General features: G+C 53.2%; 9 protein-coding genes. All 9 read right to left on the bottom strand.

What is annotated here, in order from left to right; genetic code table 11:
• Window positions 1-100: 100 nt before the first annotated feature.
• The 9 genes from QMK33_RS05555 to QMK33_RS05520 all read right to left on the bottom strand — a co-directional run bounded on the left by QMK33_RS05555 (window position 101) and on the right by QMK33_RS05520 (window position 13024).
• Window positions 101-2386, bottom strand: a complete 2286-nt coding sequence (locus QMK33_RS05555) for an nSTAND3 domain-containing NTPase (protein ID WP_283563568.1) — start codon at window positions 2384-2386, stop codon at window positions 101-103.
• Window positions 2387-2625: 239 nt separating this feature from the next.
• Window positions 2626-3303 carry a hypothetical protein gene (locus QMK33_RS05550; protein ID WP_283563567.1) on the bottom strand — a complete coding sequence of 226 codons (678 nt, stop codon included), beginning with the start codon at window positions 3301-3303 and terminating at the stop codon, window positions 2626-2628.
• Window positions 3300-3656, bottom strand: a complete 357-nt coding sequence (locus tag QMK33_RS05545; RefSeq protein ID WP_283563566.1) for a RusA family crossover junction endodeoxyribonuclease — start codon at window positions 3654-3656, stop codon at window positions 3300-3302. Before QMK33_RS05545 ends, QMK33_RS05550 begins: the two co-directional genes overlap by 4 nt.
• Before the next feature lie 97 nt (window positions 3657-3753).
• Entirely contained in the window at window positions 3754-8646 is a 4893-nt protein-coding gene (locus QMK33_RS05540; protein WP_283563565.1) for a DNA repair ATPase, read from the bottom strand.
• 177 nt (window positions 8647-8823) lie between these two features.
• Window positions 8824-8958: a DUF559 domain-containing protein gene (locus QMK33_RS23570; protein WP_502867047.1), complete on the bottom strand. Its 135-nt coding sequence runs from the start codon at window positions 8956-8958 to the stop codon at window positions 8824-8826.
• A 49-nt stretch (window positions 8959-9007) separates the two neighbouring features.
• Window positions 9008-9247: a hypothetical protein gene (locus QMK33_RS05535; protein WP_283563564.1), complete on the bottom strand. Its 240-nt coding sequence runs from the start codon at window positions 9245-9247 to the stop codon at window positions 9008-9010.
• A gap of 121 nt (window positions 9248-9368) precedes the next feature.
• Window positions 9369-11537, bottom strand: a complete 2169-nt coding sequence (locus QMK33_RS05530) for a flotillin family protein (RefSeq protein ID WP_283563563.1) — start codon at window positions 11535-11537, stop codon at window positions 9369-9371.
• Window positions 11538-11587: 50 nt separating this feature from the next.
• The gene (locus QMK33_RS05525; protein WP_283563562.1) at window positions 11588-12229 is read right to left on the bottom strand and encodes a hypothetical protein; all 642 of its coding nucleotides are present in this window, start codon (window positions 12227-12229) and stop codon (window positions 11588-11590) included.
• A gap of 87 nt (window positions 12230-12316) precedes the next feature.
• A complete protein-coding gene (locus QMK33_RS05520; protein WP_283563561.1) occupies window positions 12317-13024 on the bottom strand; it encodes a PspA/IM30 family protein in 708 nt (235 codons plus the stop codon).
• Between the last annotated feature and the right edge of the window lie 8 nt (window positions 13025-13032).

The raw sequence follows: 13032 nt of genomic DNA, 5'->3' as shown, positions 1-13032 counted from the left end.
ATGCACCGCGAAAGTAATAGTAGTGTTAGGTTAGCTTTAAGAAAGACCCGAAAGAACTACATGATTAACCTTTAAACCAACTAGTTTTGACAAATATTTCTTAAATGAATTTCTCCTTTAATCCATCAAATAAATCATGATAAGAATCCGAATCTGGTGCATCTCTGAGACCAGGAGCACCATCGTCTATCCAAGACTCAATGGTGTCATCCTGCTGTTGCTGAATACTCTCAATACGCTCATTTATTTCATCTTCAAAATCATCATAATTTATTGAAAACTCCGCAATAATGGATTTTAGTGATTGCGATATATTATCAAGAGCTAATTCGTCGTCAGCATCTTTTATTTCTGATTTAAATATATCAGTTAGGTTATCATATAAAACATTATTACCCAACACATAGCTAGAAAAATCATTTGGGAAAACTTGTTTCAGCTTTTCAAAACTATAAATGTCATCTAAACTTGATATTTTGTCAGAATATGTTTCTAAAATATCGAATGCCTCCCATTCAAAATCATCTTTGAATTCCTGCATGAGTTCAATATAATACTCTGCATTCCAACTAGCTAAATTAGAAGGCATAGCTAATGCATCAAATTTTTCTTTGATAATATTTCTTAACGATTTATTTTTAGACAGTTCTATGTTATTTTTAATCGTAAGTAACCTCTCATAACTACTAAGCTTTGGACTATACCAGTTCAATTGACCTAGTGTATTTTTTGAGCTTCTAACTACAGAATATCCGAGTTCATCAACACTGCTCTTCAGGCGACTTATTAAAGCAATTTTTTGAAGGCTATTTAGAATAATTTTATTTAAGTATTTATAACTGCTATCAAAAGTGAAAATTGTAAATAATTGATTAAAGAAAATCGCTCCATTGATAACGTCCAAAACATAGTCATTAAGTCCTGAAAAGTGGCTAACTAAAAAATCCTGTACAGAAGGATTATGGTAAGAAACTAAAAAATTATTTTTATCATCTTTATCTAAATTAATAAATGTATCGCTTATTTCTCTTATAGAATTCTGAAAATCATGTTCTCCGTATTTTACACCATATTTTGCACTGTACTTATTAGCAAAATTCTGAACAAGCTGCTTCAAATCATCGAGCATAATAGGCGCACCAGCTGACATTAAATTAGCGAGCAAAACCTGTGATAAAGAAGAAATTTGTTGTGTAAAGACGTGCCGCCAAATTTCATTAGAGTTTTTCAAATAAGTTATAAATTTAGCAGGAAATTCATCAGGCTCTATCCCACGCCAAGCTGATGGGCGGAGTGCTATTTCGATAGTTCTAGGATTGAAATTGGGATGCTCAAGGATTTTTAAGTAGCCATCATCTTTCAATAATGCATCGACATAGGGCTCACTCAAATCAGAAAAAAATATGTGATTGTATAATATTTTAGCACGCACTCCTTGCGAATACTTAGAAACATCTACTATGCATTTAGCAAAATTAGTTATATCAAAAATATCATACCTTTGTTTTGCTTGAGTTAAAATGTATTCGCGAGTAGTGAAAATAAATATTTTGTTACTTGATTTTTTTACATATTCAATAAACGAAACTATTCGCTGTTCTTCATTAGTAGTGAGCGTATTATTCAGAAAGTTTGACCCTAAGAAGTCATCAAAAAGGAAAACCTGTTTTGCTTCTTCACGCAAAACAGCATAAGCTTCATCTATAGAATTAGAAATTACTATTAATTCATCATATCCACTAGAAAGCAATTGACAAACAAGAATTCGAGCTAGTGTAGTTTTACCAATACCTGGTATACCTGACACTACAACGTATTTGTTTTCTTTTATTATTTCAAAAGCTTCATCAAGACTCCTATTTCTTACATAAAGCTTAACCGTTTGTTTAATAGATTCTTTTTCAATCATAGTTTGGTTGTACACCTTGCTATGTATGATACGTTCTAATACAGATACACTAGACATCCACAACTTAAAATGCACTTTCTCTACATCTGGAAACTGCCTCAACAAAGCGTTTATATCACTTTTACCAAGTATATCAGATTGCCTCTTAATAAACGGACTTAATATTCTCTTAATCTCCTTCTTTTGATGCGGAGTCAGACCAACTGAAGTCACTAATACGTACCTAGATGGTTTTAGAAGCTTAATTTTATCAAGCTCCTTATTGGCCAGTACTGAAAGCAGTGATGAGTAATCTTTATATCTCTTGCACTGCACTATTAACGTCTTTCCCCTATCTGTTGAATGGCGCAAATCGATACCCCCATCTCTACCACTTGTGAAGGACTCTAATTCAATTGAGAATTTCTTCTGTAGCAAATCACCTGAAAGTTCCTCAAATTCGTCAGCAGATAAACTTAGAAAATCGTAATTAGCCATCTTGAAGTTATTATTGTACTTATCCGTATTATGAACAAACATAGTTAACGGAGACCGCTTTTCCCCTACTCTACGCTGAAGCAAGATAAAGATAAGACGACTAGTAATCGTTCTTTACCCCCTCCCGCCCCAGCGCCTCCCGAATCCCCCCAATGCCGCCGGAGATATTCTCCAATTGCGTGAGCACCTGGAGCAGCTGGCCGCCGCTGCTGGTGCGCAGGTTGCGGGCGAAGACAGGGTTACGCGGCGTTGCGAATGGGCTGCCACTCCTGAAGCAAATCGGCGACGAGCGTGTGCATAGGCTGGGCTTCTTGGTTGGTTTCAGTGGCTGCGTAGCCGTGGGCCAGCCGATTGCGCACCTGGAGGGCCGTGCGAGCTTGTTCGAATTGCTCAAAAGTCAATTCACCTTGCGAGTACAGGTAATCGAGCAGGGCGGTGGTGGGCAAGCGTTCAATAGGAAGTCCTATTTGCGCGGCGTGGTGCCGGAGCAGGGCTTCCAGCGCCGACCACAGCAGGAGGAAAGCCGCGTCGGTTTCGCCGAGATGGAGCAAATGCGCGGCCCGTTGCGTGCGCTCAACGGCAATTTGCCAGGGTGCCGGAGCACCCTTGTCAGTGGTGAGCGTGTCAGCCACTACATCATCGGCCGTAACCAGGAGAAACTGCCATCCCGGGTGCTGGCGGATAGCAGCTGCCAGCGTCTGTAGGCGGTCAACCGAAAGGGGAACGCCCACCAATTTTACTTCGACAATAATATGCTGGTCAAGCTTTTCAAGCAACAGGTCGGGAATGTAGCCGTCTAGGTCAAAGGGCACCTCTTTGGGGCCGGGCGCTCGCTTCACGGTAAAGCCCTGTTCCGTATAGCTACGGATTACCTCGTGGAGTTTCTGGTCGATACTCAGATTTGCAGCGATACTCATAAATATAAGGAGATTGGATTGACAGAACCTGCTTGCACCTTCACGTAAACGCATTCTGCTTGGAGGACAATTCCCTGAATGAGCAGGGGCGGTAGCGTAGCCAGGTTGAAGGAGTCGGTGAATAATCGTCGGTGGCTATCAACATCGGTAACCAAGCCGTCGGCTGGATACACAATGGTTTCCAGCGAATCCTGAATGGGCTTGATAATATTGTCGATATCGACCGGATAGGTGTTGCAGAGGTAAACCAAGGTAAGCCGAAAAGCGGGCGCATCCGACGGCGGGCCAATCCAAACCCTGGCTGCCTCCTGCCGAACGTACTCTTTCCAGCGTTGCAGCTTCGTCGCCTGCAAAGACAGCGGACGACGGGGTAGTAAAAGCTCAAAAATAGTAACCATCAACTGCTGATTTCATCGTTACGAAGGCAGTATTTCGTGCCGAAAAATAGCTTTACTCCCTTCCCAACGCCTCCCGAATCCCCCCAATACCACCGGAGATATTCTCTAACTGGGTGAGCACCTGGAGCAGCTGGCCGCCGCTGCTGGTACGCAGGTTGCGGGTGAAGGTGGCTTTGATGTCGGCCCAGCGGGCGGCTTCTTCGGGGGTGAGGCGGCCCAGCAACTCACGAAGCTTGAGCAGGTTAGCCTCGGTGCCGCTGGTGAGCGTCTGGGCCTCGTTGGTGTAGTGGGTGTCGAGCAGGGCCTGGATTTCGGCCTCGTTCATAATGGGGCGCACCTTTTCGGCGAGCTTGCTCATGTTGCGGTACGAGCCCTGGAGCTTGAAGGGCGGCTCGGTGCGGTAGTCGTGGGCCTGGGCCGCCGAGCGGATGTACTCCTCATTGACCCGAAACACCACGTCGCGCAGGGCCAGCAGCTTTTGCAGCACGGCCACGTACTCGTTGATTTCCTCGGGCGAGTGGGTGGCCTCGAAGGTGAGGCCGGTGCTGTCGCCGGTGGCAGCCAGGCGCAGCAGCGGGTACACGTCGGCCTGGCTTTTGGCGGCGAGGCGGGCCAGCACGGGGTTGGCCACCAGCGCGTTCTCGATGTAGCTGAGCAAAAACGCCGGCCGGGTATCGCCGATAATATCGCCGAGGTTGTAGATGTCGGCGCGGTTGGCGAGCATGTCGGGGATGCGGAACTGCTCGCCCGACTCGGTGTAGGGGTTGCCGGCCATCACCACGGCCACCTTGCGGCCCCGGAAATCGTAGGTTTTGGCGCGGCCCTCGTACACGCCCTCCATCTTGCGCTGGGCATCGCAGAGGGAAATGAATTTCTGCAAAAACTCGGGGTTACAGTGTTGAATATCATCCAGATATATCATCACGTTGTCACCCATCTCGAAAGCCAGATTAAGCTTCAGCAGCTCCTCGCGGGCCCCGGCGTTGGGGGCCTGGGTGGGGTCTACGCTGGTCACGGCGTGGCCGATGGCAGGCCCGTTGATTTTCATAAAAATCAGCCCCAGGCGGTTGGCCACGTACTCCATGAGCGTGGTTTTGCCGTAGCCGGGCGGCGACACCAGCAGCAGCAGGCCCATGAGGTCGGTGCGCTTATCGGCCCCGGCCGTGCCGATTTGCTTGGCCAGGTTGGCCCCGATGAGCGGCAGATACACCTCATCAATCAGCTTGTTGCGCACGAACGAGGCCAGCACGCGGGGCCGGAACTCACCCAGCCGCAGCGTGTCGGTGGTGCGGGCCAGCAGCGTTTTTTTCAGCGCCCCAAACGCCTCAAACTGCGGCACCACCACCTGCGCATAATGCCGCTGCCGCTGCCGAAACTCCGGGAAATTCAGGTTATACTGCTGGTTTTCAATGCGCGGGTGGCTGCCTTGCAGGCCGCCGAGCGTTTCGCGCAGCGCGGCGCGCACCACGCGGGCCGCGTCGAAGGTATCGGTAGCGAGCAGCTGCGCGGCTTCGTCTTGGAAATCAAGTAATTGCGCATCAGACCCCGCCTGCTGCCCGAACGAGCGCAGCCACTGCCGCACCAACTGAAACTGCGCGGCGGGCTGGTCGGCCAGCGCGGCCACGGAGGTTTCGTACTGTTCGGTAGCTTGGCGCTCTTGTAAGGATGCTTGAAATTGGGTAATTAATTCGCCGGCCTCGGCGGCAATAATAAATGTTTCGCCGCGGGTTAATTCGTAGAATAAATATTCGCCCGCCTCGGCTACCGCTTCCGTTTTAAATAGGCCGGTCGCCAGGGCAAATTCTTCCACCGCCAGCTGCAATTCCAGCATGAGGGGCCGAAACTCGCGGGCATCGGGAAAAACCTGGAGCAGCACCCCGATGCCGTGCAGCTGCCGCTGCCAGCTGGCGCGCCGGGCTTCGGGCGCGAAGCGGTGCCAGTAGAGCGCGGCGGCGGCCCGCACCGGGGCCGGGTAGCGCAGCAAATCGGCGGTTTGGGTGAGGCGCACGAGCGCCGCCAGCAGCACGGCGGCATCGGCATCATGCACGCCCTTTAGGTAGCCCTCGGCAAAGCGCGGGGCCATAAACTGCTGCACGTAAGCGGTTAACTCTGTGAGATTTAGCTTAGATAACTCGCTGATACCTAACACGGCGGGCGCGTCGGCGTGGGCGGGTGCGGGGTGAGCGGCGGCTTGCAGCACCAGCCAGGCCAGGTACTCGCCGCGGTACACGTCGGCGCTTTCGGAGGCCAGGGCCTGGTCCCACACCGGGCGGGCGCTGAGCACGGCGGGGTCGGTTAGTTGCCGGAAGAAATTGGTGCCCGTGAGGTGGTAATTCAGCTCGCCCTCGCGCAGCACAATGGTGAGGTCGAGCGCCTGGGTATTGACGGTGAAAGCGTAGGGGCCGAATTTGAGCGCCTGCCCGCCGTCGGTAAATAATTCGGCGCGGTCTTTTAGCTGGCGCACGGCATCTTCCTTCACCGTTTTGAGGCGGCTTTGCAGCTCGTCGGCCTTCACGGGGTCACCGAGGTCGAGCAATTCCTGCACGGTCTGGCGCACTTTTTCCACCAGCATATCGGCGGCAAAATAACCGTTGATGGCGTCCAGCGTGTCGAGGCGCGTGAGCCGGTTTTGCACCGCCTTGATAATGCGCTCGGCCGACTGCGCCAGGGCCGAGGCCCGCTGGTTGCGGGCCGCAATGAGGCTCACCTTGCGCGACTCAAACGCCTCGTACACCGTTTCGCGGCGCTCGGCAATCTGGGTTATAAACTGGTCAAAATCAGGAAATTTACCCTCCAACTCTTCCAGCTGCACCAGCAGCTTGGTACTGTATTCGTCGCACTTGGCGGGCGTGTCGCTCAGGTCGAGGTAATTGACCAGCGCCTGCTCCAGCAGCTTGAGCTGGGCCGTGAATTCGGCCTGGGCCTCGGTACCGGCCAGCGCCTGCCGCCGCCGCTTCAGCGCCGCCCGAATCTGGTTGAAGCCCGCGTAAATAGTGGAAATAGTATCAATAATCTGCGTGGTCTGCGTGGGGTCATCCATCGGCAGGCTGCCCACCACTTCAATCAATAATTCCAGCTCGCCCGATACCGCGTTGGCTTCCTTTTCGCGCTCGTTGGCCTCGGTGGTTTTTTGCACTTTCTCCACCCCGTCGGCAATGGTCTGCACGCGGGTGGCGTAGGGTTTCAGCGCGTCGGGCCGCAGCAGAAATTCCACGGTTTGGCCGGCCACCTGCTGACTTACTTCGGCTAGGTCGGTGGCGGCTTTTTCCACGGCGGGCACGTCCACGTAACGCAACTCTTTCAGCGAAATTACCGCCCCCCGCGTGGCGCGCAACTCGGCCAGCAGCCCCACGTATTCGTTCACCTCCGTCACGTCGGCCATGCGGCTGATGCGGGCGCGCAACTCGTCGGCCTGGCCCAAGGCGCGCTGCACCGCCTCAGCCGTGCTTTTGCGGATACTGCGCACTTTATCAAACTCTTCCACCGCCGCCGTGGCGGCCTGCTGGATGTCGGCCAGCGGCTCGGCCAGGGCCTGGGCGGCCGGGTCGCGCAGCCAATGGTAGGTGTCGGCCAGGGTGGTGGTACGCCGGATAAGGTCGAGGTAGAGGCCCGCGTAGCTGTCCTCCTTGCCTACCAGCGTCAGCACTTCCTGTACTTCGGCCATCGCCCGCACTATCTCCTTGTTGCCTAGCTTATAAAGCGTCGATTCCTGGGTGACGGGCAGCTCAAAATCGGCCGCCACGTAGGGCGTTTGCCAGATTTGCACGGCATGGTGCTTCTTGGCTTCCTCATCGGGCCGCAAATAGCACAATTCTCCGTCGTCAAATAAGGCATAGCCGCCGCAGATGATGGGATTATCAACCCGCTGCGCAATTAAATTATACGACAGCAATAAATACGTGCCACTTTCCTTGTTGTAAAATACGTAGAGAAAATCCTCGCCGTTGGGCGACGCCAGCCGCTTCTCAAACAGCATGTCGCGCAGCCCGCTTTCAAATAATTTTCCCTCGCCGGTTTGCAAATAAAAGCCGTGCGGAAAAATTAAGCCCTGGCCATCGGGCAGCAAAATGCAAGCCTCGGCCAGCGCGTCGAGCCGCTGGGCAGTGCGCAGCTTGGTATTGAATAAAAAATACCGATAAGCTGGCTCCTGATACGGCTTTATTTTCAGCAGAATCAAATTATCAATGCTGGCAAAATAAACTTCCGAGTCGTCAAGCGTCTGGTCTTTATCGGCCACCGGCTCGGCCAGAATTCCGCGGCCAGATTCGGTGTTATTCTCTACCTTAATGGTAAGGTCACCGCCGATAGTTTCGACAAAAACCTTGTTCTCAATGCTGATGTGCGGGTATTTACCGGCCACCTGCATGTCGCGCGTGGCCCGCTTCCACACAAACTCCTGCTGCGACGGAAACCCGTATTCGTGGTCGCTCCGGTTATCGAGGTACGTGAGCGTATCGTCCTTGAGCAGCCACTTAAACGTCTTGGTATCGTTGGGCGTTTTGCCCACCCGAAACACCATGAACAAGTGCGGCCCCAACACCGCGAATTTTACAAACTGCGTATTTTTGTAATACTTATAGAGGTTGCGAAATTCCTCCAGAAACTGCGCATTTTCCAGTAGCTCCAGCCCCAGCGGCTGAAATTCATGGTTAACGTAGTTATACACGCCAAACACGTCGGCCAAATCCGTTTCCGTTTTCAGGCCAATCACAACGTTGAAGCCGAAAACGAACTGATTGCCCACCGGCACCATATCCCAGGGCACGCAATTATTGGTGGTGGTGATGCGGCCCGTGCCCAGCAGGCGCGTATCGATGGCCCCAAATACGGTTTTGCGCTCGACGTTGAGTTTTTCGAGGCGCGCTTGCAGGTCGGTACCGCTTTTTTGCAGGCGTGTGCGCAGAATTTCGTACGTACCGCCTTCGAGTTGGGGATTTGCTTCCATATGGTTCACCCCACCCCCCGGCCCCACTCTCCTTAATGCGGAGAATCCTCTGGAAGAGGGGGAGCCACGGCGGCATAGGCTTGCTTTTTAGTGCTACTTATTTGGGTAACTCGGGTGAAGCAAGGTTAACTGCTCTTTGATGGCTTCCAATACGCTGGCAGTATCATAGAGCACTTGCTAATTGGGGAAACGCAGCACTGAAAAACCGCATTTCTGTAGCTCGTGGGTGCGGCCACCATCATACTCCGCTTCGCTCGGGTCGCCGTGTACGCTGCAAGCTACCTCGATAATTAACCAAGCAGTCAGACACACAAAATCAACGGAAATTGGGTAATTGCGTGCTGGCGGCGAAGTGAAGCGTTTAGCTTGTTACCTCGTAATTCTTGCCAAAGGTGATTTTCGGCGGGAGTTGGGTTTTGCGATTGGTCCGGGCGTAGCCTTTGAGAGACTTTTTCCAGCGCTGTGCGTCGGTGGTGTACATGCCGCAACCGTTCATCCCACCCCCCGGCCCCTTCTCCGCTTGATGCGGAGAATCCTCCGGGAAAGGGGGAGCCTGACGATTTTCGAATGAGTCTTGCAATAGATTTTCGTCGAAACTCATGTTCCAGCTAGTGCTAAAATTGACTAAATCAAGCTATAAACCTACTTAAAGGCTACAGACAAAAAATCATCAGGCTCCCCCTCTCCTTTTCGGAGAGGAGGCCGGGGGGTGGGGTGAACGGCTACTTCAAATCAATTGATTTCACCGATTTATCGCTAATCCCCAGGGCTGCGGCCGTGCTGGCGAGCTGCGAAATGGTACTGCGCGTCTGCTCATCGCCGGCCTTGTTCATCAATTTTACTAGCAGCGCCGACACACTCAGGTTTTTCATGTCCTCGCTGCTGATGCCAAACTGGTCGACAAACTTGCGCAGGTTGGTTTTGAAGTCGCCGCCGCCGTTGTGGTCAAAAAAGGCGTTTTTCACCGTGCTCAGCACCTCGCTGTTGTGCACGGCGCGGTCGATGGACTTACCCTTGGTAATCGAGCCAATAATCTGGTCGAAGAACATGGTTTCGCCACCCACGATATCGATTTTGGCCGCTTTAAGAGCCGCGCCGATAACCTCGGCTTGCGAGGCCGCAATATCCTTCTGGATGTTGATTTGGGCCAGCTCCACCGACTTTTCTTTGTCGAGGCGCAGCTTAAATTCTTCGTGGTCTTTGCCCACGCCGTCGAGCTTTTTCATGGCGTCGGCCTTGGCCTCAATGCCTTTGGCTTCTACGGCAAAGCGCTGCTCGTTTACGGCCACTTCGGCGAGGCCTTTCTTCTGGTCGGCGGAGGCGCGGGCCTCTACCACATCGGCTTCGGCCAAGCCCTTTTCGCGGTTGACTTTAGCGGCCACGAAACCAATTTTTTCGTCGGCTTCGGCCTGGGCGGTGGCTTTCACTTGGATGGCCTGGGCCTCGGCCGAGGACGTGAGTTGCATCACGGCGGCCTGCGTTTCGCCCTCTTTCTGGTGGGCGGTGGCTTTGGCCTGCATCACTTGCGCTTCGGCCAGGCCCACGGCGGCGGCTTTGCTAGCCTCTGCGTCAGCCATAATGCGCACAGCGGCGGCGCGGTGGTCGGCGGCGGTGCGGTCGCCCTCGGCGTCGATTATCACCTGCTTCGCGCGGAATTCGGCGGCTTGGCGCTCCATATCGGCCGAGCCCACCATGCTGATGGAATTCGTTTCGTTGCGCTGCTGCGCGGCGGTTACAGCCACCGATTTTTCACGTTCGGCCAGGGCCTGGGCGCGGGTATCCTTGATGCGCTCCTCCTCCTGCACAGTCGCCTTCTCTACTGTAATGCGCTCGCGGATAATCACTTGAATATTCTTACGCTCTTCTTCCAGCGCCTTCTCCTTTTCAATCTGGGCCAGGGCCACGATACGCTCGCGCTCATTGGCTTCCAGCGCTTTAGCCTGGGCCACGCGCTCAGTTTCGATGGCGTCGGTGCGCTCCTTGTTGCGCTCGGCCACCAGTACTTGGCGGTCGCGGTTTTGCTCGGCCACTTTCACTTCTTCCTCGGTTGTGATGCGGGCCTTCTCCCCTTTCAGGCGCTCCTCCTGGCGCACTTTCTCGGTTTCGGCAGCTTCGCGGGCCTTGATGCTGGCAATTTCGCGGAATTGCTTTTCCTGGGTTTCCGCCAATTGTTTTTCGAGCTGCAAAATGGTTTCCTGCGCCTCTACATCCTGTTTTTTAATAGTTTTCTGCTGGTCACGCTGAATCTGGTTGGCCTGAATTTTTTGCTCTGAGGTAAGGGCAATTATTTTCTTAATACCCTCGGCATCCAGAATATTATCCTGATTGAGCGCATTTAGCGGCGTTTGTTCCAGATAATCAATAGCACAATCATCTAGTACATAGCCGTTTAAGTCGGTACCGATAATGCGCAGAATTTCCTGTTTGAACTGCTCGCGGGAATTATACAATTCGATAAAATCGAAGTGTTTACCCACCGTTTTCAGGGCTTCCGAAAACTTGGCATCAAACAGCGCTTCGAGCGCCAGCGGGTCAGAAGCCCGGTGGGCGCCAATACTTTGCGCCACGTTCACCACGTCGTCGTGCGTTTTATTCACGCGCACAAAGAAATTCACTTTCACGTCGGCGCGCATGTTGTCTTTGCACACCAGGCCTTCCGCGCCAGCGCGAGCTATAATGATGGTTTTCAGCTTAATATCCATCACCTCCATCTTGTGGAGAATTGGTACGATGAGGATGCCCGAAAACGATACTTTCGTGTCACCCATGCCGGTGCGCACCAGGGCTTCCCCCTGCACGGCCTTTTGGTACATCCGGGCCACAATGGCCAGGAAACCAATTACTAAAACGCCGAGCACCACCAAAACGGCCCAGGAAATTTGTGCAACCATGTGAAATGAGTTGAAGTGCAGAATAAAAAAGTGATTAAAATAATACCGCGTCAGTGTGTTGAATATGGTTCAATTAAATGGCAGCGCCGCGCCGTGTCGTAGTCAATGACCAAAGCCGTTTCGCCTTTACCAATGGCGCGGCCGGTGGTGCGCACGTTGAGCCGAAGTGGTGCGCCGTCGATGTGCACGGTGGCCTGGCCGAGTTGGTCGGCGGTGGCGGGCAGCAGCACGGTGCATACCTTGCCCAGGGCCACGGCCCCGCCATCGTGGTCTTTTTCGAGCGCCGCAAACAGCCGCACGAAGGGCAGCGTCAGGAACTTGGCCAGGAAAATGCTGCCCACCAGCAACGGCACCAAAAACAACAGCCCTGGTAGCAGCGCCGTGTTGCCGGTATAGTAATTAACGAGGATGCTGCCCACCCACAGCGGCAGCGCCACGAAGCTGATAAACACCATCAGCGGGATGCGCCCGAGGTTGAAAAAAGCCAGCGCCCCGTTGAGCCAGTCGGAGTCGGCGGTGGGCAGGTGCCCGCCATCGACGTGAAAATCAGCCTGCGCATCCAGGTGAAAATCAACGGTTTTAAAGTCCAGCAGCCCCACAATTACCGTGAGCCAGTACAGCAGCACGAACACCAGCAGCCCGGTAGCCACCAGGTTGGGCGGGAGCACGGCGGCTTGTAGAAGTTCGGTCATAAATTATGACAAAGAGTGCACAGGTTTTGGACGGGGTAAATATCGTCGGCTATCGCCATTCATTACAACGCGGCCATAGCTGCCAAACTACTCAGCTAGGCCCAGCTTGGCTTTGAGGGCCTGCAAGTCTTCGGCAGCCTGCCCGGCCCCAGCTTTGCCGATAGCCTTATCAATCTCAGCATCAATACTTTTGCTTTCCTGGGCAATTTCACCGTACGATTCGGCCAGGGCTTCCTGCACGGCTACTTTTTCTTTCATGCGCTCCAGCAGCGTCACCGTGCCCGACGAGTCGAGCTGCGCCAGCTGCTTATTGATATTCACGGTGGCCGTGCTCACCGTCACGCGGGCCTTGAGGGTTTTCAGCTCGTTTTCCCACTGGCTGATGGTCGATTTGAGGGACTGCACGCTTTGGTCGAGTTGCGTGGCCGACTTGCCAAACCGCTCCTGGTCGGTGGCCGAACGGGTGGCGTGGGCCTCGTTTTCGGTCTTTTTCAGGAGGGCTTCGGTGGCGAGGCGGTCGGCTTCGGCGCGGTCGAGGTCACCTTTGTGGGCGCGTTGCAGCAGCAGCACGGCCTTATTTTCGTAGTCGGCCGCCTTGGCGCGGTAGCCCTCACCTTCGTTGCGCGCCCGGATTACCATTGCCTTCACCTCGGCCAGGCCGTGGAGGCTTTTATCGAGGTCCTGGCGCAGGTCGCGCAGGCCCTGCTCGGTCAGCTTAATGGGGTCTTCGAGCTGGTTGACGGCGGAGTGGGCCTCCGACTGCCCGATTTTGAAGAGACGCTGCAAGATATTCATGACGCGAA

Source organism: Hymenobacter sp. H14-R3 (assembly GCF_030063445.1).
Classification (GTDB): Bacteria; Bacteroidota; Bacteroidia; order Cytophagales; family Hymenobacteraceae; genus Hymenobacter.
This window is presented reverse-complemented; position numbering and strand designations above follow the sequence as displayed.